This window comes from Morococcus cerebrosus (genome assembly GCF_022749515.1).
GTDB lineage: Bacteria > Pseudomonadota > Gammaproteobacteria > Burkholderiales > Neisseriaceae > Neisseria > Neisseria cerebrosa.
In genome coordinates, this window is the sequence record NZ_CP094242.1 from 471,808 (window position 1) to 495,837 (window position 24,030).

The 24,030-nt window shown below is 52.8% G+C and carries 21 protein-coding genes and 1 pseudogene; 9 read left to right on the forward strand and 13 right to left on the reverse strand.

The annotated features are described in order from the left end of the window. Positions 1-55: 55 nt before the first annotated feature. Positions 56-2,131, reverse strand: coding sequence for a LysM peptidoglycan-binding domain-containing protein (locus MON37_RS02180; protein ID WP_039406422.1), 2,076 nt, complete (start codon positions 2,129-2,131; stop codon positions 56-58). 194 nt (positions 2,132-2,325) lie between these two features. Between MON37_RS02180 and bioA the strand changes: the two genes are divergently transcribed. From bioA to MON37_RS02195, 3 genes are read left to right on the forward strand one after another with little or no spacing between them, the layout of a single operon-like run. Continuing rightward, entirely contained in the window at positions 2,326-3,618 is a 1,293-nt protein-coding gene (bioA, locus tag MON37_RS02185) for an adenosylmethionine--8-amino-7-oxononanoate transaminase (protein ID WP_039406424.1), read from the forward strand. Further along, positions 3,615-4,283: a dethiobiotin synthase gene (gene bioD, locus MON37_RS02190; RefSeq protein ID WP_039406426.1), complete on the forward strand. Its 669-nt coding sequence runs from the start codon at positions 3,615-3,617 to the stop codon at positions 4,281-4,283. Before bioA ends, bioD begins: the two co-directional genes overlap by 4 nt. Before the next feature lie 3 nt (positions 4,284-4,286). Continuing rightward, a complete protein-coding gene (locus MON37_RS02195) occupies positions 4,287-4,832 on the forward strand; it encodes a chorismate--pyruvate lyase family protein (protein ID WP_052242815.1) in 546 nt (181 codons plus the stop codon). Between the two features lie 61 nt (positions 4,833-4,893). Here the strand turns inward: MON37_RS02195 and MON37_RS02200 are convergent, their stop codons facing one another. The 6 genes from MON37_RS02200 to MON37_RS02225 form a co-directional block, all read right to left on the reverse strand. Next, complete coding sequence (locus MON37_RS02200) at positions 4,894-6,489, reverse strand: peptide chain release factor 3 (protein ID WP_039406428.1); 1,596 nt, start codon at positions 6,487-6,489, stop codon at positions 4,894-4,896. Positions 6,490-6,652: 163 nt separating this feature from the next. Beyond that, positions 6,653-7,843: an LD-carboxypeptidase gene (locus tag MON37_RS02205; protein ID WP_039406430.1), complete on the reverse strand. Its 1,191-nt coding sequence runs from the start codon at positions 7,841-7,843 to the stop codon at positions 6,653-6,655. A 102-nt stretch (positions 7,844-7,945) separates the two neighbouring features. Then, on the reverse strand, positions 7,946-8,344 hold the full coding sequence (locus MON37_RS02210) for an HIT family protein (RefSeq protein WP_039406433.1): 399 nt from the start codon (positions 8,342-8,344) through the stop codon (positions 7,946-7,948). Between the two features lie 97 nt (positions 8,345-8,441). Then, positions 8,442-9,701: a transcription termination factor Rho gene (gene rho / locus MON37_RS02215; protein ID WP_003741568.1), complete on the reverse strand. Its 1,260-nt coding sequence runs from the start codon at positions 9,699-9,701 to the stop codon at positions 8,442-8,444. A gap of 255 nt (positions 9,702-9,956) precedes the next feature. After that, complete coding sequence (locus MON37_RS02220) at positions 9,957-10,874, reverse strand: BPSS1780 family membrane protein (RefSeq protein WP_039406436.1); 918 nt, start codon at positions 10,872-10,874, stop codon at positions 9,957-9,959. 254 nt (positions 10,875-11,128) lie between these two features. Beyond that, positions 11,129-11,287, reverse strand: a complete 159-nt coding sequence (locus MON37_RS02225; protein ID WP_016687403.1) for a hypothetical protein — start codon at positions 11,285-11,287, stop codon at positions 11,129-11,131. A gap of 173 nt (positions 11,288-11,460) precedes the next feature. Here MON37_RS02225 and MON37_RS02230 point away from each other — a divergent pair, with 173 nt between their 5' ends. The 5 genes from MON37_RS02230 to MON37_RS02250 are packed head-to-tail and all read left to right on the forward strand — an operon-like array spanning position 11,461 to position 14,653. After that, positions 11,461-12,078 (forward strand): phosphoribosylanthranilate isomerase, encoded by a 618-nt coding sequence (locus MON37_RS02230; protein WP_039406440.1) that lies wholly within the window; start codon positions 11,461-11,463, stop codon positions 12,076-12,078. Positions 12,079-12,125: 47 nt separating this feature from the next. Then, positions 12,126-13,028 carry a DMT family transporter gene (locus MON37_RS02235; RefSeq protein ID WP_039406443.1) on the forward strand — a complete coding sequence of 301 codons (903 nt, stop codon included), beginning with the start codon at positions 12,126-12,128 and terminating at the stop codon, positions 13,026-13,028. Positions 13,029-13,081: 53 nt separating this feature from the next. Further along, complete coding sequence (locus tag MON37_RS02240; RefSeq protein ID WP_039406449.1) at positions 13,082-13,675, forward strand: DNA glycosylase; 594 nt, start codon at positions 13,082-13,084, stop codon at positions 13,673-13,675. A 39-nt stretch (positions 13,676-13,714) separates the two neighbouring features. Then, positions 13,715-14,206: a CdiA family toxin C-terminal domain-containing protein gene (locus tag MON37_RS02245; RefSeq protein ID WP_234396258.1), complete on the forward strand. Its 492-nt coding sequence runs from the start codon at positions 13,715-13,717 to the stop codon at positions 14,204-14,206. Between the two features lie 15 nt (positions 14,207-14,221). Beyond that, positions 14,222-14,653 carry a hypothetical protein gene (locus MON37_RS02250; RefSeq protein WP_039406457.1) on the forward strand — a complete coding sequence of 144 codons (432 nt, stop codon included), beginning with the start codon at positions 14,222-14,224 and terminating at the stop codon, positions 14,651-14,653. Between the two features lie 484 nt (positions 14,654-15,137). Here the strand turns inward: MON37_RS02250 and pgi are convergent, their stop codons facing one another. The 6 genes and pseudogenes from pgi to zwf form a co-directional block, all read right to left on the reverse strand. Further along, a complete protein-coding gene (gene pgi, locus MON37_RS02255) occupies positions 15,138-16,781 on the reverse strand; it encodes a glucose-6-phosphate isomerase (RefSeq protein WP_039406460.1) in 1,644 nt (547 codons plus the stop codon). 209 nt (positions 16,782-16,990) lie between these two features. Then, positions 16,991-17,113: pseudogene (locus MON37_RS02260) on the reverse strand (IS5/IS1182 family transposase); the annotation flags it as partial. Then, positions 17,106-17,954 carry a DNA-binding transcriptional regulator HexR gene (hexR, locus tag MON37_RS02265; RefSeq protein ID WP_003776986.1) on the reverse strand — a complete coding sequence of 283 codons (849 nt, stop codon included), beginning with the start codon at positions 17,952-17,954 and terminating at the stop codon, positions 17,106-17,108. The gene hexR and the pseudogene MON37_RS02260, both read right to left, overlap by 8 nt. 49 nt (positions 17,955-18,003) lie before the next feature. After that, positions 18,004-19,005: a glucokinase gene (locus MON37_RS02270; RefSeq protein WP_039406463.1), complete on the reverse strand. Its 1,002-nt coding sequence runs from the start codon at positions 19,003-19,005 to the stop codon at positions 18,004-18,006. Beyond that, positions 18,986-19,681: a 6-phosphogluconolactonase gene (gene pgl / locus MON37_RS02275; RefSeq protein WP_039406466.1), complete on the reverse strand. Its 696-nt coding sequence runs from the start codon at positions 19,679-19,681 to the stop codon at positions 18,986-18,988. The genes MON37_RS02270 and pgl overlap by 20 nt, the downstream gene beginning before the upstream one ends. Positions 19,682-19,896: 215 nt before the next feature. Next, on the reverse strand, positions 19,897-21,342 hold the full coding sequence (gene zwf / locus MON37_RS02280) for a glucose-6-phosphate dehydrogenase (protein ID WP_039406469.1): 1,446 nt from the start codon (positions 21,340-21,342) through the stop codon (positions 19,897-19,899). Between the two features lie 463 nt (positions 21,343-21,805). Between zwf and edd the strand changes: the two genes are divergently transcribed. After that, the gene (edd, locus tag MON37_RS02285; RefSeq protein WP_036491636.1) at positions 21,806-23,641 is read left to right on the forward strand and encodes a phosphogluconate dehydratase; all 1,836 of its coding nucleotides are present in this window, start codon (positions 21,806-21,808) and stop codon (positions 23,639-23,641) included. Positions 23,642-24,030 lie beyond the last annotated feature (389 nt).

Sequence of the window (24,030 nt, forward strand, 5' to 3'; positions counted from 1 at the left end):
ACTATACAAAAAGGTCGTCTGAAAACTTCAGACGACCTGCTGTTTGATTACGCGGTTAGCTGCCCATCAATTTCAAACGCTGACCCGGGGTAACGGTTCGGGTATTTTTATTCCAACGGCGGATATCGTTGACATCTATGTTAAAGCGATCGGCAATCGTATTGAGCGTATCGCCTCTGCGGACTGTATAAGAAACATTTTGAATGTTATTTTTACGGGTTTTGACCGGATCCGCGCTAACGCGTAACAGCTGACCTTTTCGGATATTGCTGCCTTTGATGTTGTTGGTCACAATCAAATCGGCAACGCTTAAATTGTAGCGTTTGGAAATATTGAACAGGGTATCCCCATCAGCTACGCGGTGCATACCTGCCATAGTTGTCGGCTGGGCAGATGATTGATTATTTGCCCTTGCCAGTCGCGCTTCAGTACGGCTTTGATGCTTGGCAATATTTTCGGCAATACGTTCGCTGCGCGCTTTGGTTGCGTCAACCTCTTGATGAAGTGTGATATCTTGAGCAACAGTGGTTTGATGCTCTTCTGTTTTTTGCAGACTCGAATCAACATTGGAAAGCAATGCCATCAGTTGGTCAGGTTCTTCGACTGCAGAGGGAGTGGAAGGGGTAGCTGATTTTGCGGATGCCACAACCTGCGGTTCTGTTAAGGTTAAGGCAGGTTGTGCAGGCTCGGCCGCCGCAATGACAGTTGTGTCCGTAGCAGGTTTGGCTTCCGTGGATTGTACGGTTTGAACGCGTTCTACACGGGGTTGGGCGGTTGTAACGGCATCGGCGGCGATAGGGGCAGTTGCAGCTTTGGTATTGGCAACAAAATCAAAGGTTGTTGGAGCAGGTTCTTGTGCAACCGTATTGGCAGGGGCGACGACTTTTTTGACTGTATCGGTTTTGAGTTCTGCCGTTTGAATCGGAGCCATTGTCGGCATATTCGAACGGTAGGTATCCGGAGTATTGTCAGTATCGATGAAATTAATCATATCCTGTTTGGTAGCAGTATCGGTTTGTGCAACCAAAATGGTACGTCCTTCAGACAGCGAATTGCTGTTTAAGCCGTTCAGTCGTTTGATTTCGGCAACGCTCATCCCGGTTTCTGTCGCAATCGTGTTCAGATTGGTATTGCGGGCCGAGGTATAAGCATTGAAAGAGAGCAGGGTTTCAGGATTCGCATTGCGGTAATTTTTTTCGAATGCGGATACGGCGGAAACGGGCAGCAATAATTTGCGGTTGTTTTTCGGGATGAAGACAGGTGCGTTGAAAGCAGGGTTCAATGTCAGCAGCTCGCTCTCGCTGATATTGGCGAGACGGGCGATGGTGCTGTTGTCGATGGGTTTGTCAATACTGACTGTTTGGAAATAAGGTTGATTGGTGATTTCGCTGATATTCATGCCGAAAGTCTGGGGGCTGGCGACGATATTGCGGACAGCCAGCAATTTTGGAACGTAGTTGCGTGTCTCGTTCGGCATGCGCAGGTTTTCGTAAGTGGGTTCCAGGCCTTGTGCGCGGGCACGGTTGACGGCGCGGCCTACATTGCCTTCGCCCCAGTTGTATGCAGCCAAAGCCAAAGACCAGTCGTTAAACAGCCCGTGCAGATATTGCAGGTAGTTCAGCGCGGCGTCGGTCGCGGCATATACGTCGTGGCGGCCGTCATACAAAGGTGTTTTTTCCAAGCCGAAATGACGGCCGGTTGCCGGCATGAATTGCCACAGGCCGGATGCGCCGACGTGGGATTTGGCTTTGGTGACGAATGCGCTTTCAATGAAGGGGAGGAGCGCGATTTCGGCGGGCATATTGCGTTTTTTAACTTCGGTTGCAATATGGTACATATAAGGTTTACTGCGCGTGATGGTGCGGTCGAAATAGGCACCGTTTGCGGCGAATTTGCTTTCGTGGCGGCGGACCAGCTCGGAATTAACTTCGCTCATGCGGAAGTCTTTTTTCAATGAAGCCCACAGGCTGCCGGAACCGAAAGTCTTGGCTTTGGCTTGGTCGAGAAGGGCAGAATTGAGCCGCATCATTGCCATACCTGTTTGGTTGGGAGTGGCGTTTTGTGCGGCGGCCGCGCCGGAAACGGCGGATAAACCGGACAGCGTCAGGGCGATGGTTTTCAGTTTTGCCATAGTAGTCAATTATCAATATATATTATTCAGTCTTGGCGATGTTACTGTCTGATTCATGTGAACGTCAAGGATATAAGGGTAATTTACATATGACCGGGGCTTAATGATAAAATTTGTCGCGAAAATACGGCGGTTTGCGTATATATGCCGTCAAAATCAGATTAAGCAAAAGAACATGCTATAAAGAACATTCTATGATTTCCGAAAATTCCTCCCTGCTCGATTTCGACCGCGCCCATCTGCTCCATCCCTATACATCCATGACCGACCCGTTGCCTGTTTATCCGGTGCGCCGTGCGGAGGGCGTGCATATCGAATTGGCGGACGGTACGCGGCTGATTGACGGGATGTCGTCTTGGTGGTGTGCGATACACGGCTACAATCATCCCGTTTTGAATCAGGCGGTTGAGGCGCAGATTAAGCAAATGTCGCATGTGATGTTCGGCGGTTTGACGCACGGGCCAGCGGTGGAGCTGGGCAAATTATTGGTCGGAATTTTGCCGCAGGGGTTGGACCGTATTTTTTATGCGGATTCGGGTTCGGTTTCGGTAGAAGTTGCGCTGAAGATGGCGGTGCAATACCAGCAGGCGCGGGGTTTGACCGCGAAGCAGAATATTGCGACGGTGCGGCGCGGGTATCACGGCGATACTTGGAACGCGATGTCCGTCTGCGATCCGGAAACGGGGATGCACCATATTTTCGGCAGCGCTCTGCCGCAGCGTTATTTTGTCGATAATCCAAAAAGCCGTTTCGACGATGAATGGGACGGGGCGGATTTGCAGCCTGTCCGCGCCTTGTTTGAAGCGCATCATGCGGATATTGCCGCCTTTATTTTGGAACCAGTCGTGCAGGGTGCGGGCGGCATGTATTTTTATCATCCGCAGTATCTTCGCGGTTTGCGCGATTTGTGTGATGAATTTGATATTGTGTTGATTTTTGACGAAATCGCCACCGGATTCGGGCGTACAGGCAAGATGTTTGCCTGCGAACACGCGGAGGTCGTGCCGGATATTATGTGTATCGGCAAGGGCTTAAGCGGCGGCTATATGACGCTGGCGGCGGCAATCACTTCGCAAAAAGTCACCGAAACGATTTCGCGCGGCGAAGCGGGCGTGTTCATGCACGGCCCGACATTTATGGCGAACCCGCTGGCGTGTGCCGTTGCCTGCGCTTCGGTCAAGCTGCTTTTGTCCCAAGATTGGCAGGCAAATATCCGCCGCATCGAAAGCATCCTGAAAGGTCGTCTGAAAACCGCATGGGACATCTGTGGCGTGAAAGACGTGCGCGTTTTGGGTGCCATCGGCGTGATCGAGTTGGAAAAAGGCGTGGATATGGCGCGTTTTCAAGCGGACTGCGTGGCGCAGGGCATTTGGGTGCGCCCATTCGGCAGGCTGGTGTACCTCATGCCGCCTTACATCATTTCAGACGACCTCTTGACCGAACTTGCCGATAAAACCGTACAAATCTTGAAGGAACACAGCAAATGAAAGGCGTTTACTTCGTCAGCGGCATAGATACGGACATCGGCAAAACCGTCGCCACCGGCGTGTTGGCAAAACAATTGTTGCAGCAGGGCAAAAGCGTGATCACGCAAAAGCCCGTGCAAACCGGTTGCCAAAACATCGCTGACGACATCGCCGTCCACCGCAAAATCATGGGCATACCCATGCAGGAAGCCGACAAACAGCGGCTGACCATGCCCGAAATATTCAGCTATCCCGCCTCGCCCCACCTCGCCGCCCGTCTGGACGGCAGGGCTTTGGACTTGAACAAAATCCGCACCGCCACGCAGCAACTGGCGGCACAATACGAAATCGTGTTGGTCGAAGGCGCGGGCGGATTGATGGTTCCACTGACGGAAAACCTGTTAACCATTGATTATATTCAGCAACAGGCTTATCCCGTCATTCTCGTTACCAGCGGACGGCTCGGCAGCATCAACCACACCCTGCTCAGCTTCGCCGCGCTCAAACAATACGGCATCAGCCTGCATAGCCTGATTTTCAACCACATCCACGACAGCCGCGACGAACACATCGCCCAAGACAGCTTGGCGTATCTAAAAGGTCGTCTGAAAACAGATTTTCCCGATGCGGAGTGGATGGAGTTAGATAAGGTGGAGACGGACGAAAGGTCGTCTGAAAACGATTAACACATGAAACACATCAATCTAAACCCCATGAATCCCCCTTTGAATTGGCAAGACAAACTTCCCGACGAACTGCCGCAAGGCTGGAACGAACGCGCCGCCGCTTTGTGCCAAGCGCAATCGCTGACCGCCGCCTTACGCGCCTTGGGCGGCAGTTTTACGGTAAAAGTGCTGTATATGGGCGAATTGGACGGGCAGGGCAATTTGTTTGGCGAAAACCATACCGAAACCGCCGCCCCGCAATTTGTCCGCGACGTTTTGCTGCATCTGGACGGCGTGCCCGTCGTACAGGCGCGCAGCGCGTGCGGCCTGCAATCTCAAGCCTGGCGCGGCGTGTTGGATTGCGGCACGCAGCCTTTGGGTGAGCGGCTGTTTGACGGTACGCTGCCCCTGAAGCGTTCGGCATTCGAGTTTTGTCTGATGGAAAACGCAGGCGGTCAGGATGATTTCAGACGACCTGTCGCCGCCCGCAGGTCTTATTTTGATTGGGATGGCGAGGTGTTGGAACTGACGGAATATTTTTTGCCGGGGTTGGCGCGGATTATGCGCTAAACGTCGCAGCAATATAAAGAAAGGTCGTCTGAAACGGTTTTCAGACGACCTTTTTAATCTATTACAATTTCACCGAATGCTCGCGCGTTTCGTGGAACACGATGTCCGGCCAGCGTTCTTGCGTGAGGCCCAAATTCACGCGGTTGGGGGCGAGATACGCGAGGTTGCCGCCTGCGTCGATGGCGAGGTTGCCCGCATTGGCTTTTTCAAACTCCGCCAGCTTTTTCTTGTCGTCGCACGATACCCAGCGTGCCGACCAGATGGATGCGTTGTCGAACACGGCTTCTACGCCGTATTCGTTGGCCAGCCGCGAGGTAACGACTTCAAACTGCAACACGCCGACTGCGCCCAAAATCAAATCTGCGCCGCTCATGGGTTTGAAGACCTGTACCGCGCCTTCTTCGCCGAGTTGTTGCAAGCCTTTTTGCAGTTGCTTGATTTTCAGCGGGTTTTTGATGCGGACGCTGCGGAACAGTTCGGGTGCGAAGAAGGGGATGCCAGTGAACGCCAGTTGTTCGCCTTCGGAGAAGCTGTCGCCGATTTGGATGTTGCCGTGGTTCGGGATGCCGATGATGTCGCCCGCGTAGGCTTCTTCCACCAGCTCGCGGTCGTGCGACATGAACGTTACCACGCTGGACGCGGCGATTTCGCGGTTGATGCGCAGGTGTTTCATCTTCATACCGCGCTCGAATTTGCCGGAGCAGACGCGCAAAAAGGCGATGCGGTCGCGGTGTTTCGGGTCCATATTGGCTTGGATTTTAAAGATAAATCCGGAGAACTTCGGCTCGTCAGGCTCGACCATGCGTATGGTCGCGTCGCGCGGTTTCGGTGCGGGCGCCCAGTCAATCAATGAATTGAGGATTTCCTGAATACCGAAGTTGTTAATCGCCGAGCCGAAGAACACGGGCGTGAGTTCGCCAGCGAGAAATTCGTCGAGATTGAACTCGTTGGAAGCCGCCTGCACCAATTCGATTTCGTCGCGCAACTGCTGGATTTCCAATGGAAAGCGTTGTTCCAATTCGGGATTGTTGATGCCTTTGATGATGTCGAACTCGTGCGGCAGACGTTCGCCGCCCGCTTCAAAGAGATAGATTTCGTCGTTCAGGATGTGGTACACGCCTTTGAAGTTTTTGCCCATGCCGATCGGCCAAGTGACGGGCGCGCAGCGGATTTTTAAAATATTTTCCACTTCGTCCAGCAATTCCAAAGAATCGCGCACTTCGCGGTCGTATTTGTTCATGAACGTCACAATCGGCGTATTACGCAGGCGGCAGACGTTCAAGAGTTTGATGGTTTGCGCTTCCACGCCTTTTGCCGCGTCGATGACCATTAATGCGCTGTCCACGGCGGTTAAAACGCGGTAGGTGTCCTCGGAGAAGTCTTGGTGTCCCGGCGTGTCCAAGAGGTTGACGGTGTGGTCTTTGTAGTCGAACTGCATCACGCTTGATGCCACGGAAATGCCGCGCTGCCTCTCGATTTCCATCCAGTCAGAGGTGGCGAATTTGCCGGTTTTCTTGCCTTTTACCGTACCCGCGCTCTGAATCGCGCCTGAAAACAACAACAGTTTTTCGGTCAGCGTGGTTTTACCTGCGTCGGGGTGGGAGATGATGGCAAACGTGCGGCGGCGGCGCACTTGGTCAAGGATTTCTTGGGACATGGGCTTTCTTTGCAAAAAGGTTCAGGCCGCTTTTCCGACGGCCTGAGGAATGGTTAAGATGGCGGGGATTGTACAAAAAAACATTAATCGGTTCAATGATTAGGGGATAAAAAAGGTCGTCTGAAAACTTTTCAGACGACCTTCTCTTGGATCGGCATCTTGTTTATTCGGTAATTTCTTCGACTATGGGGCTGTAAGTAGCACCGTCAAAGGTGGGCATGGGTGGGGGCAGCAGGTTGTTGAGGGTTAGGGCGGCGGGGTTCAGGGTAGGGTAGCCGCTAAAGGTTACGGTGTAGCCGCCGTTGGCAGTGCTGTGGATTTTGGCATGTGCACCCAAGGGGAAGGTGCTTTTATTGGTAATGTGTCCGAAGGGGAAGCCTGTCAGGACGGGGACTTTGGCGGTGCGTGAGACGTGGTTGACGACAGCGGAGAAGTCGTAGCTTGAGTCGTATACGTCGCGGATGGTGCCCATGCGGAAGTCGCCGAAGATGATGGCGCGTTGTTTTTGCAGGATGCCTGCAAGATAAAGCGTGTTCAACATGCGTTCGATGCGGTAGGGTTGTTCGCTGACGTCTTCGACGAACAGGATGCCGCCTTGGATGTCGGGCATATAGGGCGAGCCTGCGAGGGAGGCGAGAACGCTGAGGTTGCCGCCCCATAAGGTACCTTCGACGTTGACGTTGGCGCGTTGGATGGCGGGAACGTCGATAATGTTGACGTTGTTGGTGGTGCCGCGGATGAACGAATCCATGGTGAAGACACTGGGTTCGGGTTTGCCGAATTCGCTGTAAACCATAGGGCCGGCGAAGCTTGCCATATTGTCTTTGGCGAGCAGGGCGAGTTGGACGGCGCAAACGTCGCTGAAGCCGAAGAACAAGGTGCCGCGTTCGCGCATTCTGGCGCCGAGTGAAGCGAAGTCGATTTGCGGCAGGATGCGTGCCGCGCCGTAGCCGCCGCGCAAGCCCATGAGGACTTTGGGTGTTTCAACGCGGCCGGTGGCGACCTCTTGGAAGTCGGCGGCACGTTGGGCGTCGGAGCCAGCGAAGCGTTGATAGCGTCGGCTGCCTGCTTGTTGGTTGGTCACGGTAAAACCTGCGTTATAGAGGCGGGTTAAGCCTGCGTTGACGCGGTTGGGGTCTTCGGCAAAGCCGGAAGGGGCGACGACGCGGAGGAGGTTATCGCCGGAGCGTGGGGGATGGCTGGTTTTGGGCTGCACGGGTTGGGCTTTCGCTGTGTTGCCGGTTTGAGTGGATGGGGTGACGGTAGTGCCGGTGCCGCAGGCTTGCAGCAGTCCGGCTCCGGCTGCGGCGGAGCAGGCGCGGAGGAAATGGCGGCGGGAGGTTTGCCAGGTCATATGGTTTCCTTTGCTTGGGTTTCAGACGACCTTTTCGGCAGGGGTCGTCTGAAAATCGGTTGATATGCGGTATCCGATACGCCCGTTAAGGTCGTCTGAACGTTACGCCAGCAGGGCTTTGACTTGTTCCGTCCAGTTGTCCGGCAGGGTCATGCCGTGTTCGCGGACTGAGGCTGCCCAAATCGGGGCAGGAAAGTTGGCATCGTTTTCGAAGCGGGCGATGACGTGCCAATGCAGATGGGGGACGACGTTGCCCAGGCTGGCAAGGTTGATTTTGGCGGGACGGAACACTTGGCGCATGGCGGCTTCGACTTTATACACCATTTCCATGATTTCGGCGCGTTCGGCGGCTGAAAGGTCGGTCATCTCGGCGATGTGGTCGTTCCAGATGACGCGGCAGAATGCCGGGGCTGAGGCTTCGTTGTGGACGGCGATAACGCGCAGGTTTGGGGTTTGCAGCAAAATGTCTTCGTTGTCGGCAGTGCAGATGGGGCAGGTCATGGGGTTTTCTCGTTTGGATATGAGGGGACAGGTTGTCGGAAATGAGAAAGGTCGTCTGAAAACTTAATCCATCGTTTTCAGACGACCTTCGATGATTTTATTTTCCGCGCATCAGCTCGAAGAAATCGTCGTTGTTTTTGGAATCTTTGAGTTTGCCCACCAAAAATTCGGTGGCCTCGATTTCGTCCATCGGATGCAAGAATTTGCGTAAGAGCCACATGCGCTGCAACTGGTCGTTCGGTACCAGCAGCTCTTCGCGGCGCGTGCCGGATTTGTTGATGTTGATGGCGGGGAACAGGCGTTTTTCCGCCATGCGGCGGTCGAGGTGCAGCTCCATATTGCCTGTGCCTTTAAATTCTTCATAAATCACATCATCCATGCGACTGCCGGTTTCTACCAAAGCGGTCGCAATAATGGTGAGCGAGCCACCTTCTTCAACGTTGCGCGCCGCGCCGAAGAAGCGTTTGGGGCGGTGGAGGGCATTGGCATCTACGCCGCCGGTGAGGATTTTGCCGGAGGTCGGCACGACGGTGTTATAGGCGCGGGCGAGGCGGGTAATCGAGTCAAGCAGGATGACCACGTCTTTTTTGTGTTCCACCATACGCTTGGCTTTTTCAATCACCATTTCGGCCACTTGAACATGGCGCTGCGCCGGTTCGTCGAAGGTAGAAGACACGACTTCGCCGCGTACGGAACGGCTCATTTCGGTAACCTCTTCGGGGCGTTCGTCAATCAAAAGGACGATGAGTTCGACGTCGGGATAATTGGCGGTAATCGCGTGGGCGATGTTTTGCAGCATCACGGTCTTACCGGTTTTCGGCGGCGCAACCAAAAGGGCGCGTTGTCCGCGGCCGATGGGGGAAACTAAATCAATGGCGCGGCCGGTAAGGTTTTCTTCGGCTTTAATGTCGCGCTCGAGTTTGAATTGCTTGGTAGGGAAAAGCGGGGTGAGGTTTTCGAAGAGGATTTTGTGCTTGCAGACTTCGGGATGATCGCCGTTGATGCTGTCGAGACGGACGAGGGCGAAATAGCGTTCGTTGTCTTTGGGTACGCGTACGCTGCCTTCGATGGTGTCGCCCGTATGCAGGTTGAAGCGGCGGATTTGCGTGGGTGAGACGTAGATGTCGTCGGGACCTGCGAGGTAGGAGGTGTCTGCGCTGCGTAAAAAGCCGAAGCCGTCGGGCAGGATTTCGAGCGTGCCGGAACAGGTAAAGCTTTCGCCCTGCTTCATCATTTGGCGGACGATGGCAAATACGAGGTCTTGTTTGCGGAAACGGTTGGCGTTTTCAATGCCGTGTTCTTCTGCCATTTCCAAGAGTTTGGAAATGTGTAGGGTTTGTAGTTCTGAAACGTGCATGATTTTTGACAGTTGTATTGGAAAAGAATGGGATTCGGAAGACAGAGGTCGTCTGAAAAGAATGGTGTACGGAATGTACGGTGATTTTTGAGAAACCTGAATTGTAGGCAGTCGGAGGGCGGGTGTCAAATTTAGGTGGGGCAAGGTTTGTATGGCATAGGTTTTGTTGCATGGCTGGTAACATCGAATTGAAAAAGTCGTCTGAAATAGGTTTCAGACGACTTTGAGAAGAAATAACCATCTTCTACTGAAAGATTAGTATTTGTTCAGACGACCTTGGGGGAAAATACTGCGATAGGCGGTGTATATGCCGATCATTGCTACAGGGTAGAGAACCAGGTAAGTAATCAATAAGAAGATGAAGAACAAAATAAGGAAAGGGCCGGAGAGCGCGGTTGATTGCTGTATTGATGCTTCTGTTGCAAATGCGGAAATCATGACTATCATAAATATGAACCAAAACGCGATACCGATACCCAGCCAAATTAAGCCGTATACCAGCAGGGCTGGGATATTGCGGCGGCAGGCATTGAAGCTGGCCTTAATGGCGGCAACAGGGTTCATATCCTCCAACATGACAAAGGCGGGAGCCAGCCAAAACATCATGGAGTAAATGGCGATAATAACCAACAGGATAATAAATAAAATCGGAAAGGCCGGCATAAAGTCTGCCCTTAAGAAATTTCCGTTGGCGAATATGCTGAAAGGAATAACAACGGCCAAAGCTAAAAGCAGGCATACGACGATACTCAGCAGTAAAAGAATCAGGAATGCTCCGCTTTTTTTAATCGAAAATCCGGCAAACAGAGAGCCGAAGTTGAAATTCTTACCTTGCGCGGTTTGGGCTGCAAGCAGCACGATACCGCCGAGGAAACAAAAGCCCACCCAATAGAAAAACAGATTGAAGAGCAATTCTCGGATTATTATGGTTGAGGTGAAATCATTGAAATCAGCGGGCGGGCTTTCAATGCCTAGCAAACCGAATAGAAAACCTACCGCGAAAGGAATAAGGCTGATTAAAATAATTGCGCCCATCCATTTGAATTTGTTTTTACTGAAAATACGCCATGAGTCGGTAAACCAGCTTACCCCTTCGCCTGCGCGCAGACGTTTGGGTTCGTTGAAGGAGTTTTTTGGGGGGATAGGGTGCTGGGAAGGTTGCAATGTTTCCATAAAAATAATTTCCAAGTTTACAGATGAGAAAGGCTATCATTATATCATAAGCGTATATGGTTATTTGTTGAGAGTTTGACAAAAGGTCGTCTGAAAATTTTTCAGACGACCTTTGTGTTTAGCATGAGGCAGTTTATAGCGTACCAAGATAAATTGCAGATGGGTTATTGGGCGATATGTTTCGAAATCTATCGGCAGACGGTTTTCTGTTTTGGGAAGGATACGTTTAAAGAACGATGGCAGCTTGCTGTCTGTCAGCTGAACCAAAAGCGGAAAACCAAATAAAAAACCAATGCCAACACGCCAGCCCAGACGACCAGCATAAATCCTGCAACGGCCTGCCCTAATCGGTAAACGGGATTTTTACGTTCGTCTTCAGGCAGGGAAGGCTGAGTGTTTTTAGGTTCAGTCATGTTGTCGGCTCCCGTCGGTAATCGGATAAAAGCGTAAGGTTACGCCGTGGCGGGGAAAGATTCAAGTTTGCTGCATTTTTACAGCGGGATTTCTTCAAGAAGCCTGTTGCCTTCATGGCGGGCTGTTCCGCTATAATCCTTGCTTTCCGAATATCTTTAAAGAGAGGGGAGATATGAAAATCCGTACCAAAATATGCGGCATTACCCGCCCCGAAGATGCGCAATCTGCCGCCGATGCGGGCGCGGATGCTGTCGGGCTGGTGTTTTACGCGAAAAGCAAACGTGCGGTAACGGCGGAACAGGCGGCGGAAATTGTGGCCGCATTGCCGCCCTTTGTGTCGGCGGTTGCTTTATTTGTTAATGAAACGGCGGACAATATCCGCGAAATCCTGCACCAAGTGCCGATAGACGTGATGCAGTTTCATGGTGATGAAGACGATGATTTTTGCCACCAATTTGACCGTCCGTATCTCAAAGCCGTGCGCGTGCAGTCAGCCGCCGATATTCAGACGGCCTGCGCCAGGTTTCCCAACGCGCGTGCGCTGTTGTTCGACGCTTACCATCCTACCGAATACGGCGGCACGGGACAGAGTTTCGATTGGACGCTGTTGCGCGGCAATATCGGCAAACCGTGGATTTTGGCGGGCGGCCTGACGCCGGAAAACGTTGCCGATGCGGTGAGAACCAGCGGCGCGGCGGCGGTGGATGTGTCCGGCGGCGTGGAAAGCTCGGCAGGGATTAAAGACAAGGAAAAAATAGCGGCGTTTGTGGCGGCAACAAAGGTCGTCTGAAACTGGAAATCTGATTTTCAGACGACCTTTGTTGATAAAGGAATGAGATGGAACGTTATTCTGTACATTTGAAACTGCTGGGGATGGCGGTGTTGTGGGGTGCGTCTTGGCCGATGGGGCGGATGCTGGGGCAGTCGCTGCCGCCGCTGACGGGCGGGGCGGTTCGGTTTGTACTGGCTTCGGTTTTGTTGTTGGGCTGGTTGTTTGCGCGCAGCAGGTTTGCGACTTTGGCGGCTTTGTCGGTGCGGCAATGGCTGGGTTTGACGGTGGCCGCTTCCGTCGGGGTGTGCGGCTATGCGGTGTTTTTTATGCTGGGTTTGCAAGCGATGCCGGCGGGTAAGGCGGCGGTAGTCGTGGCGGTGAATCCCGTGCTGACGCTGCTGCTGGCGGCTTGGCTTTTCGGCGAACGTTTAAATGCGAAGATTTTGGCGGGTATGCTGCTGGCGGTCAGCGGTGCCATTGTGGCGGTTACGCAAGGACAACCGTTGACGGTATTGTCGGGCGGCATCAAGGCGGGGGAGTGGCTGATTTTCGGCTGCGTGGTCTGCTGGGCGGCTTATACCTTAATCGGACGTGCGGTCTTGCGCGGGATAGACGCGTTGACGGTAACGGCGGCAACGTCGTTCATCGGCGCGCTGATGTTGTCGGTGGTGGCGTTGTGGACGGACGGAATGCCGTTTGAGGCAATGGCAGCGATGGATGCACATGGTTGGACGGCATTGGCGTGGCTGGTCATCGGCGCGACGGTATTGGCCTACGCGTGGTATTTCGAAGGCGTGAAGACTTTGGGTGCAGGCAGCGCGGCGGCGTATATTACGCTCGTGCCGATTTTCGGTATGCTCAGCTCGGCATGGGTTTTGGGCGAACCGTTGCATATTTCGCTGGTTGCGGGCTGCGCGGCGGCAGTCGGCGGCATGACGTTGATGCGGTATGGGCAGAAGGTCGTCTGAAAAGGCGGCAACCGGCTGCTTTGTGTTCAATATTTTTTATCAAGGAAATCATGATGTCCGCTCCGCTTGAAATCGAAACCCACCCTTTTCCTGCTTTGCTGCCGCCACAGGCGACGGTAATGATGATGGGGACGTTTCCGCCCAAGGAAGACAAACGCGCGATGCAGTTTCATTATCCGAATTTCCAAAACGATATGTGGCGCGTCTACGGGCTGGTGTTTTTTAATGATGCGGCGCATTTCCAAAGGTCGTCTGAAAAAGCGTTTGATGAGGAGAAAATCAAGGCGTTTTTGCGCGAACGGGGGATTGCGTCCTGCCCGACCGTGTTGAAGGCGGTGCGGGAACACGGCAATGCGTCCGACAAGTTTTTGCAAGTGGTCGAAACCGTCGATTTGGCGGCGGTGTTGGCGCAGATGCCCGACTGCCGACATATCTGCACTACCGGCGGCAAGGCGACGGAAGTCCTGCTCGATATTCAGGGCGGCGGTATCAAAATGCCGAAAACGGGCGAAACCGTGCCGTTTCCGTTTGCCGGACGGGATTTGACCCTAACCCGCCTGCCGTCCACTTCGCGCGCTTATCCTTTGAGTTTGGCGAAAAAGGCGGCGGCGTATCGGGCATTTTTCGAAATGGCGGGCTTGGTGTAAGATTGACTGAAAACAGATTGGAAAGAACGGAGGGTATGTATGTTTATGACATCGGGTCTGTTGTTGTGTCTGTTATGGTGTGCAGTAGATATAGTCGCCGTCAATCGAGGATTCGGATTAAACACGAAACAAGGAGCCCATAACCGCACCAATTTTATGGCAGAACTAAATTCACGAGGAGGACGCGTAAAATCTGAAACCCAAACTGATATTGAAGGCATTACCCGAATTAAATATGAGATTCCTACACTAGACAGGACAGGTAAACCTGATGGTGGATTTAAGGAAATTTCAAGTATAAAAACTGTTTATGATCCTAAAAAATTTTCTGATGATAAAATACTTCAAATGGCTCAAAAAGCTGCTTCACAAGGATATTCAAAAGCCTCTAAAATTGCTCAAAATGAAAGAACTAAATCAATATCGGAAAGAAAAAATGTCATTCAATTCTCAGAAACCTTTGACGGAATCAAATTTAGATCATATTTTGATGTAAATACAGGAAGAATTACAAACATTCACCCAGAATAATTTAAAGAAAAAATTATGAAAAATAATATTTTTCTAAACTTAAAGAAAAAATCTATAAATAACAACCATTTTGTTATTTCGATTTTTTTTGAAACAATTTACCAATTTGAAACTAAAGATACGCTTTTAGAGTGTTTTAAAAATATTACAACTACCGGACATTTTGGAGTAATAGGTGCTCAATATGAAAAAATAGATGCTACCAGATGGATTGGAGATTATGAAGAGGTAAATGGATTTGAGTATATTGATAAAGCTCCTTCTATTTATTTTTCAGTTGGAGATGATTTCAATCCTGAAGAATTAATTATACCTATTAATTTAGCATATCATTACTTTAATATTGCAATATCTGATTTCTTAATAGCTCACCCTGAATATCAAAAAAAGTGTAAAGAAATACAAAAAACATATTCTCAAACAAACTGTAGCCTGCATGAAACCTAAAATCCATGCGTAAGGTGTGTGCTTCAGCACGCACGCGTTCCATGATTTACGGCTCAATGCCGTCTGAAAAGCTCACAATTTTTCAGACGGCATTTGTTATGCAAGTAAATATAGCCAAAAACCTTAACTTCCTCCATACTATCCACCATGACCTACTCAACAGACTTCCGCCAACTGGCCTTAAGCAAAATCAAACAAGGCCAATCTATCTACAAAGTTGCCAAAGAAATGGGCAATAGTGGATTAACTTTAAACCAGTACGGCATTGCCTCGCCTTGGCTCAAAGAGAACGATTCTCTAAGGTGCTGAAGCACCAAGTGAATCGGTTCCGTACTATCTGTACTGTCTGCGGCTTCGTCGCCTTGTCCTGATTTAAAGTTAATCCAATATATCTGTATTAACGCGGCGGTATTCGGTAAAAAAGGTCGTCTGAAAACCTTAAATCTGGGTTTTCAGACGACCTTTTGTCCTGATGGGGCTGTCTTTATTTGTTGGCGTTCAGATAAAGGTTGATCAGGCGGGTAGTGGAGCTGTCGTGTTTTTGTACGCCGGTTTCGCCGGTCAGCTCGGCGAGGATGGTTTTGGCGAGCTGTTTGCCGAGTTCGACACCCCATTGGTCAAAGCTGTTGATGCCCCAAATAATGCCTTGAACGAAGGTTTTGTGTTCGTACATGGCAATCAGGCTGCCCATATTGCGCGGATTGATTTTGTCCATGAGGATGAGGTTGGTCGGGCGGTTGCCTGAGAAGGTTTTGTGCGGAACCAGCTCTTCGATGCGCTCTGCTTCCATGCCTTGGGCTTTGAGTTCGGCGCGGACTTCGTCGGGGGTTTTGCCGCGCATGAAGGCTTCGGCTTGGGCGAAGACGTTGGCGAGCAGGATTTCGTGGTGGCCGCGCAGGTTGCTGCGTTTTTCAAGCGAGGCGATGAGGTCGATCGGGGTGATGTGGGTACCTTGGTGTAGCAGTTGGAAGAAGGCGTGCTGACCGTTGATGCCGGTTTCGCCCCAAATAATCGGGGAGGTTTCGTAGCCGACTGCTTTGCCGTCGAGGGTAACTTGTTTGCCGTTGCTCTCCATGTCGAGCTGCTGGATGAATTTGGGCAGGCGGTGGAGGTGTTGGTCGTAGGGGGCGATGACGTGGCTGCCGCCGCCGTAGTAGTTGATGTACCAGATGCCGATGAGGGCAAGGATGACGGGCATGTTGCGCTCAAGCGGGGTGTTGATGAAGTGTTGGTCCATCAGGTGCGCGCCGTTGAGCATTTCGATGAAGTTTTCTTCGCCCAAATAGAGCATGATGGGCAGGCCGATGGCTGACCAGAGGCTGTATCGTCCGCCGACCCAGTCCCAAAATTCGAACATGTTGGCGGTGTCGATGCCGAACTCGGCAACGGCTTTTTGGTTGGTGGAGACGGCGACGAAGTGTTTGGCGACGGCGGCTTCGTCGCCGGCGTGGTCAAGGAACCATTTGCGCGCGGTCAGGGCGTTGGTGAGGGTTTCTTGGGTGGTGAAGGTTTTGGAGGCGATGATGAAGAGGGTGGTCTCGGGGTGGACTTTGGACAATACGTCGCGCAGTTGGGAGCCGTCCACATTGGAGACGAAGTGCATGTTCAAACGCGGATGGCCGAATTGTTTGAGCGCGGTACACATCATCAGCGGACCGAGGTCGGAGCCGCCGATACCGATGTTGACGACGTCGGTGATGACTTGGTTGGTATAGCCCAACCAGCTGCCGCTGCGGACTTCGTGTGCAAATTCGCCCATGCGTTGCAGGACATGGTTGACTTTGGGCATCACATCTTCGCCGTCCACGACGATGGGGGCGTTGGTGCGGTTACGCAGGGCGACGTGGAGAACGGCGCGGTTTTCGGTGGTATTGATTTTTTCGCCGTGGAACATTTGCTGCATCCGCTCCGGCACGCCTGCTTCACGCGCCAGCTCGAACAACAGTGCCATGGTTTCGTCGTTGATGCGGTTTTTGGAATAATCCAGTGTCAGGCCGCCGACTTGCAGCCAGTAACGCTCGGCACGTTCGGGATCTTGATCGAACATTTCGCGCATGTGTTGTTCTTTGGTTTCGTCAAAATGTATCCATAATTTTGACCAAGCCGGTAAATCGTGAAGGTGTTTCATCGGATGCTCCTGAGGTTGGACGGTTTTGTGGGAAAACGGCCGCGAGGTCGTCTGAAACGGGAACGGGTGGGTTTCCGTTTTTAGGGTTGGGTGTGAATGCGGGGTGTCTGCCGTTATTTGGGTTGGGTGTCAACATTGAGGGAAAACGGCGGCACTGATTTTTTGGCCGGTATTTTCAGACGACCTTGGGATATGTCGGGTCGTCTGAAAATGTATAGTGGCTTAACTTTAAACCAGTACGGCGTTGCCTCGCCTTGTCGTACTATCTGTACTGTCTGCGGCTTCGTCGCCTTGTCCTGATTTAAATTTAATCCACTATATTGTTTAGTCTTTGTCGTAATCGATGTGTTTGTTGTGTATGCTTTTTTTGCTTTTTTGCAGTTGCAGGCTGGCTGCATCGCCCAGGCGCAGGGCGAGTCCGATGGCGAGGATGTCGATGACGGCGAGTTGCAGCAGGCGGGACACCATGGGGGTATAGAGTTCGGCGTTTTCCTGCGTGGCGATGCTCAATACGCAGTCGGCAAGCTGTGCCAGCGGAGAGTCGTTGCGGGTCAGGGCGATGACGGACGCGCCGTTTTCTTTGGCGATGCTGACGGCGTCTAAAAGCTCGATGGACGAGCCGGTGTTGGAAATGGCGACGACGACGTCTTGGTCGGACAGGACGGAGGCTGCCATCAGTTGGGTGTGGGTATCGACGTAGGCGACGGTGGAAATGCCGAAGCGGAAGAATTTGTGTTGCGCGTCTTGGGCGACGATGCCGGAGTTGCCGACGCCGTAAAACTCGACACGGCGCGCGTGCATCAGGGTGGCGATGGCGTTTTCCAGTTCGGACTCTTTCAGGAAGCGGCGTTCGCCCAAAATGGAGGCGGCGGCGTTGCCCAATACTTTTTCGACAACGATGCTCATGTCGTCGTCGGCGTTGAGCTCTTCATGGACGTAGGGCATACCTTCGTGGCCTATGCTGGCGGACAGGGCGAGTTTGAACTCGGGCAGTCCTTTGTAGCCCAGGCTGCGGCAAAAACGGATGACGGTCGGCTGGCTGACGGATGCGCGCTCGGCGATTTCGGCGACGGCGGCATGGACAAACCATTTGGGTTCCGCCAAGGCGCATTCGGCGACTTTGCGTTCCGCGCCCGACAGGTTTGACAGTGATTCGCTGATTTTGCTTAACATAAATATGCCCTTCGGTGTGTGCCACCCCTTGTCGGGGCGGCTTGTGTGATTAAACGTTTTTCAAGTGGTTGTCGAGTGCCGCCGCTGCGCCGGTGATGCCCGGAAATTCGCTTAAGACGACATAGACGGGAATCGCGGCGAGATAGGCTTCGAAACGGCCTTTGTTTTCAAAGCGGCTGCGGAAAGGTGAGGTTTTAAAATATTCCAAAACGCGGGGGATGATGCCGCCGCACAAATATACGCCGCCGCGCGCGCCCAGCGTCAGGGCGAGGTTGGAGGCAACCGTGCCGAGCATGGCGCAGAAGATGTCCAAAGTCTGACGGCAGAGCGGGGACGTGCCGCTTAAGGCTTTTTCGGTGATTTCGGACGGTTTGAGGCGGTAGTTTTTCAGTTTGTCGCGTTTGGCGAGTGCTTCGTAAATCAGGCTCAAACCTGCGCCGCTGAGGAAGCGTTCGGCGGAAACATGGCCGTATTTGTTTTTCGCATACTGCCAAATCAAAACTTCCATGTCGTCAAACGGCGGGAAGCTGGAATGTCCGCCTTCGCCGGCAAGCGCGACCCAGCCTGCGGGGCTGTGCACCAGTCCGCTCACGCCCAAACCGGTTCCCGGCCCGATGACGGCTTTGGGGGCGAATTCGATGGGTTTATGCCCGCCTACCTGCATCAGGTCTTTGCTTGAAGTCTGCGTTACCGCCAATGCCTGCGCGGTAAAGTCGTTCAAGAGGATGAGGGTGTCCAGCTCCAATGCCTGACGGGTGGTTTCGATGGAAAACGCCCAGTGGTGGTTGGTCATTTGCACCCAGTCGCCCAAAATCGGGTTGGCGATGGCGAAGGCGGCATGTCGGACTTCGGCTCCGCCTGCCTGTTCCAAATAGGCTTTGGCGGCATCGACGATGGTGTCGTAGTCTTTGCACGGCAAGACTTGGGCTTTTTCAATCTGATGCGGGGCGGTTTCGAGCGCGAAGCGGGCGTTGGTGCCGCCGATGTCGGCGACCAGGCGCGGATAGTTTTTGCCGACGGGTTGTTGAATATCAGTTTGAGTAGAAGACATGGCAGTTCACTCCTTGATGGTTCAATACCAGGCTGGTCGGATATTCCAAATCGGCGCGCGCGGCGGCTTTGTCGAACACGGCTTTTTTCTCCGCACCCTGAATCGCCAAAAAGACGTTTTCCGTTTTGGCGATGGCGCCCAAGGTCATGCTGACGCGCTCGTGCGGCGCGGTAACGGGCGTGGTGTGGATGAGGGTCGGGTCGCCTGATTCGTTGATGGCTGCCTTCAGTTGCGGCGCTTGCGGAAAAAGGGAGGCGGTATGTCCGTCGCCGCCCATGCCTAAAATCAGTACGTCAGGTTGTTTGTAATGTTTCAGCGCGTAAGCAACGACGCTGTCGGGTTGTAATTCAGTTTCAGTTTTACCCGCTTCGACAACGGGAATCCAGGTTGCTGCGGCGGCTTTGTTTTGCAGCAGGTATTCGTGCGCCAGGGCGGTGTTGCTGTCGGCGTGGGTCGTCGGCACGATGCGCTCGTCAACCAAAGTGATGCCGACTTTTTGCCAGTCCAAATCTTTTTGCGACAGGGCTTGGAAGAAGGGAATCGGCGAGCGGCCGCCGGAAACCGCCAACACTGCGCTGCCTTTGTTATCCAGCGCGTTTTGCAGCGCGGCGGCGACTGCGTCTGCCAAAGCCTCTGAAGCGGCTGCTGCGTTTTCGTATTCATGCCAAACGAACATAAAAGTGTCCTTTCTCTGTTTTCAGACGACCTTTTGTTAAGAAGGGGGCAGGAGGTCGTCTGAAAGGCAGTGTTTGTGAGCGGGAAAGTAAGTGAGAGCCTGTATTGTCGATGGCAGCGCGAATGTTGGCGGAAACGCCTAATCTGCCGCCTTATGGTTTTCAGACGACCTTTTTGAACCGTGAACGCTTCAAGCAAAGGTCGTCTGAAAAGGCTTTACTGGTCTTCGTGCCACTTGTGTCCGTTGCGCGCCAACAGTTCGCGGGCGGCTTCCGGGCCCCATGAATGCGCGTCGTAGCCGTGCGGCGGGGTGGTGTTGCTTGCCCAGTTTTCCAGAATCGGCATCACATATTCCCAAGCGGCTTCGAGTTCGTCGCGGCGGTTGAAGAGGGCGAGCTTGCCGTTGATGACGTCCAGCAGCAGGCGTTCGTAAGCTTCGGCGCGGCGGCCTTCGAGGACTTTTTCCAAGTCGGCTGCCAGCGGCACGATTTCGACTTTGTTGCCTGCACCCGGCGCTTTCATCTGCGTATAGAGGCGAACGGATTCGGTCGGTTGCAATTCGATAACCAAACGGTTCGGCGCGGCTTGGCTGTTTTCAAAAATATGGTTTTGCAGCGGACGGAAGTTCAATACGATTTCCGCCACTTTGCCCGCCATACGTTTGCCGGTGCGCAGATAGAAGGGAACGCCTTTCCAACGGTCGTTTTCGATTTCGGCTTTGATGGCGACGTAGGTTTCGGTGAAGCTGTCTTGCGGAACGTTGATTTCTTGAAGATAGCCGTTCATGCCTTTGGCGGCGGTGTATTGTCCGCGCACGACGTTTTCGTTGACAGATTCGATGGTCAGCGGTTTCAACGACTTGATGACTTTGACTTTTTCATCACGTACCGCGTCGGCATCCAAGCTGGCGGGCGCTTCCATCGCAGTCATGCACAGCATTTGCATCAGGTGGTTTTGCACCATGTCGCGCAGCGCGCCGGTAATGTCGTAGAACTCGCCACGTTCTTCCACACCGAGCTGTTCGGCGATGGTCAGTTGTACGCTTTCGATGTATTTGTTGTTCCACAACGGCTCGAACATCACGTTGGCAAAACGCAGCGCCAGCAGGTTTTGCAGGCTTTCTTTGCCTAAGTAGTGGTCGATGCGGTAGATTTGGCTCTCTTTGAAGTAGCGGGCGACATCGGTATTGATTTGTTGGGAAGAGGCGAGGTCGGTACCCAGCGGTTTTTCCAAAACGACGCGCGCGTTGTCGGCGTTCAGTCCGACTTTGGCAAGGTTTTCGCAGGCTTGCGCGAAGAATTTCGGCGCGGTGGAAAGATAGATGATGACGTTGTCGGTCTCTTTGCGGGCTTTGACTTTTTCGCCCAAAGCGGCAAAATCGGCTTCTTGGGTAACGTCGACTTTCAGATATTCGATGCGTTTGACGAACGATGCCCAAGCGTCGTCTGAAAAGTTTTGTTTGACATGGATTTTGGAGTTGGTTTCCACTTTTGCCAAAAAGCCCGCCGTATCCAAATCGCTGCGGCTGACACCTAAAATACGCCCCTGAGGATTGAGCAACCCTGCAACGTGCGCCTGATACAGACAAGGCAGCAGCTTACGCATTGCCAAATCGCCGGTCGCGCCGAACAACACCAAATCAAAATTTGTTTGTGTACTCATCGTTTTATCTCTCGTTGAGGAAGGCCTTGTGCCGGCGCCGCCGGATGCCGTGAAAGACGGGCGGTTTCGGCAGAAAAGCAATGGAAACCAATCGCCTGCATCAAAATTTCAAAACAGGCGGGCTAATGAGTAGTAATACTACACATGGCTACACATTTTGTCTATTCTCATTTTTACAAATTATTTGACTTAGTTTAAAAGTTTGATGAGTTTGGTCTGGTAGATTTTCACAAATGACGCATATCACGATTTAAATCAAATTTCTTACATTTAGCAGATTATTTTGTAACTAAATTACAAGTTTTGTATTATAATAGCCTGCATAGATAGAGTGAGGCTTTCAGACGACCCCTTGCATGGTTTGAAAGGTCGTCTGAAACGCTGAACGCCCCACACCCAATACAAAAAATCAGAAACGCGCAAACAAAAATCCCATACCACCCCTTCCGACAGGAGACCGAACATGAATCCCACTCCTATCCACCCCAAGCTCGCCGAAATCACCGAGCGCATCATCGAGCGCAGCCGTCCGACCCGCGAAAAATATCTGGCGAAAATCCGCAGCGCCAAACAAATGGGACGGCTGGAACGCAACCAGCTCGGTTGCAGCAACTTGGCGCACGGCTACGCCTCCATGCCCAAAAGCATCAAAATCGAAATGCTTCAGGACACCGTTCCCAATTTAGGCATCATCACCGCCTACAACGACATGGTTTCCGCACACCAGCCGTTTAAAGACTTCCCCGACCAAATTAAAGACGAAGCACAGAAAAACGGCGCGACCGCCCAAGTCGCCGGCGGTACGCCCGCCATGTGCGACGGCATCACGCAAGGCTACGCCGGTATGGAATTGTCGCTGTTCTCCCGCGATGTGATTGCCATGAGTACCGCCATCGGTCTGTCGCACCAAATGTTCGACGGCAGCCTGTTTATGGGCGTGTGCGACAAAATCGTGCCGGGTTTGATGATAGGCGCGCTTTCGTTCGGTCATATTCCCGGCATCTTCGTTCCCGCAGGCCCGATGTCCAGCGGCATAGGCAATAAAGAAAAAGCCCGTACCCGCCAACTTTTCGCCGAAGGTAAAGTCGGTCGTGATGCCTTGCTCGAAAGCGAAATGGGTTCCTACCACAGCCCCGGCACCTGCACTTTCTACGGCACGGCAAACTCCAACCAAATGATGATGGAAATGATGGGCGTACACCTGCCCGCCGCCGCCTTCGTCCATCCTTATACCGACCTGCGCGAAGCCCTGACTCGCTACGCCGCCGGACACCTCGCGCGCGGCATCAAAAACGGCACCATCAAACCCTTGGGCGAAATGTTGACCGAAAAATCCTTCATCAACGCCCTGATCGGTTTGATGGCAACCGGCGGTTCGACCAACCACACCATGCACCTCGTCGCCATGGCGCGCGCCGCAGGCGTGATTTTGAACTGGGACGACTTCGACGAAATTTCCTCCATCATCCCGCTGCTTATCCGCGTGTACCCCAACGGCAAAGCCGACGTGAACCACTTTACCGCAGCAGGCGGCCTGCCTTTCGTTATCCGCGAATTACTGGACGCAGGTCTGTTGCACGACGATGTCGATACCGTCGTCGGACACGGTATGCGCCACTACACCAAAGAGCCTTTCCTCATCGACGGCAAACTCGAATGGCGCGAAGCCCCCGAAACCAGCGGCAACGACGACATCCTGCGCAAAGCCGACAACCCGTTCTCCCCGGACGGCGGCCTGCGCCTGATGAAAGGCAACATCGGACGCGGCGTGATTAAAGTGTCCGCCGTGCGCGAAGGCTGCCGCATCATCGAAGCGCCCGCCATTGTGTTCAACGACCAACGCGAAGTGTTGGCGGCATTCGAACGCGGCGAGTTGGAACGCGATTTTGTGTGTGTTGTCCGCTACCAAGGCCCGCGCGCCAACGGTATGCCCGAGTTGCACAAACTGACCCCGCCTTTGGGCATCCTGCAAGACCGTGGCTTCAAAGTAGCGCTACTGACCGATGGCCGTATGTCCGGCGCATCCGGCAAAGTTCCAGCTTCCATTCACATGACGCCCGAAGCCCTGATGGGCGGCAACATCGCCAAAATCCGTACCGGCGACCTGATCCGCTTCGACTCCGTTACCGGCGAACTCAACGTCCTGATTGACGAAGCCGAATGGAACGCCCGCGAAGTCGAACACATCGACTTGAGCGCGAACCAACAAGGCTGCGGCCGCGAACTCTTCGCCAACTTCCGCAGCATGACCAGCAGCGCAGAAACCGGTGCCATGAGCTTCGGCGGTGAATTTGCCTGATGCACGTTTCAGACGACCTTTTCAAACGGAAGGTCGTCTGAAAAATTATTGAAGCGGTTTAAGTTCAAGATGTCGGATTCAAGAATCCGACCTACAGCTCCAAAGGTCTGAAATTTATAATCCCGTCCCGTTTTAACGCAGCAGATGTAGCGTGGGCTTTGCCCACGAACAAAACCAAAGACGTAGGTCGGATTCTTGAATCCGACATTATCAGGACATTTATCGGATACAAGTATCCGAATACAGCCCCTAAAGGTCGTCTGAAACTTAAACCGCCATCCCGTTTGAACGCAGCAAACATAGCGTGGGCTTAGCCCGCAAACAAAATCAAAGACGTAGGTCGGATTCTCGAATCCGACGTTATCAGGGCATTTGTCGGATACGAATAT

Excerpts from the sequence above, each read along its gene's own strand:
- MON37_RS02270 (WP_039406463.1), bottom strand. The coding sequence starts at position 19,005 with ATGTCTTCTACTCAAACTGATATTCAACAACCCGTCGGCAAAAACTAT.
- MON37_RS02210 (WP_039406433.1), bottom strand. The coding sequence starts at position 8,344 with ATGACCTGCCCCATCTGCACTGCCGACAACGAAGACATTTTGCTGCAA.
- bioD (WP_039406426.1), top strand. The coding sequence starts at position 3,615 with ATGAAAGGCGTTTACTTCGTCAGCGGCATAGATACGGACATCGGCAAA.
- MON37_RS02220 (WP_039406436.1), bottom strand. The coding sequence starts at position 10,874 with ATGGAAACATTGCAACCTTCCCAGCACCCTATCCCCCCAAAAAACTCC.
- bioA (WP_039406424.1), top strand. The coding sequence starts at position 2,326 with ATGATTTCCGAAAATTCCTCCCTGCTCGATTTCGACCGCGCCCATCTG.
- MON37_RS02195 (WP_052242815.1), top strand. The coding sequence starts at position 4,287 with ATGAAACACATCAATCTAAACCCCATGAATCCCCCTTTGAATTGGCAA.
- MON37_RS02205 (WP_039406430.1), bottom strand. The coding sequence starts at position 7,843 with ATGACCTGGCAAACCTCCCGCCGCCATTTCCTCCGCGCCTGCTCCGCC.
- MON37_RS02200 (WP_039406428.1), bottom strand. The coding sequence starts at position 6,489 with ATGTCCCAAGAAATCCTTGACCAAGTGCGCCGCCGCCGCACGTTTGCC.
- hexR (WP_003776986.1), bottom strand. The coding sequence starts at position 17,954 with ATGTTAAGCAAAATCAGCGAATCACTGTCAAACCTGTCGGGCGCGGAA.
- MON37_RS02230 (WP_039406440.1), top strand. The coding sequence starts at position 11,461 with ATGAAAATCCGTACCAAAATATGCGGCATTACCCGCCCCGAAGATGCG.
- MON37_RS02250 (WP_039406457.1), top strand. The coding sequence starts at position 14,222 with ATGAAAAATAATATTTTTCTAAACTTAAAGAAAAAATCTATAAATAAC.
- pgi (WP_039406460.1), bottom strand. The coding sequence starts at position 16,781 with ATGAAACACCTTCACGATTTACCGGCTTGGTCAAAATTATGGATACAT.
- pgl (WP_039406466.1), bottom strand. The coding sequence starts at position 19,681 with ATGTTCGTTTGGCATGAATACGAAAACGCAGCAGCCGCTTCAGAGGCT.
- MON37_RS02245 (WP_234396258.1), top strand. The coding sequence starts at position 13,715 with ATGTTTATGACATCGGGTCTGTTGTTGTGTCTGTTATGGTGTGCAGTA.
- MON37_RS02240 (WP_039406449.1), top strand. The coding sequence starts at position 13,082 with ATGTCCGCTCCGCTTGAAATCGAAACCCACCCTTTTCCTGCTTTGCTG.
- MON37_RS02180 (WP_039406422.1), bottom strand. The coding sequence starts at position 2,131 with ATGGCAAAACTGAAAACCATCGCCCTGACGCTGTCCGGTTTATCCGCC.
- MON37_RS02235 (WP_039406443.1), top strand. The coding sequence starts at position 12,126 with ATGGAACGTTATTCTGTACATTTGAAACTGCTGGGGATGGCGGTGTTG.
- rho (WP_003741568.1), bottom strand. The coding sequence starts at position 9,701 with ATGCACGTTTCAGAACTACAAACCCTACACATTTCCAAACTCTTGGAA.
- edd (WP_036491636.1), top strand. The coding sequence starts at position 21,806 with ATGAATCCCACTCCTATCCACCCCAAGCTCGCCGAAATCACCGAGCGC.
- zwf (WP_039406469.1), bottom strand. The coding sequence starts at position 21,342 with ATGAGTACACAAACAAATTTTGATTTGGTGTTGTTCGGCGCGACCGGC.
- MON37_RS02225 (WP_016687403.1), bottom strand. The coding sequence starts at position 11,287 with ATGACTGAACCTAAAAACACTCAGCCTTCCCTGCCTGAAGACGAACGT.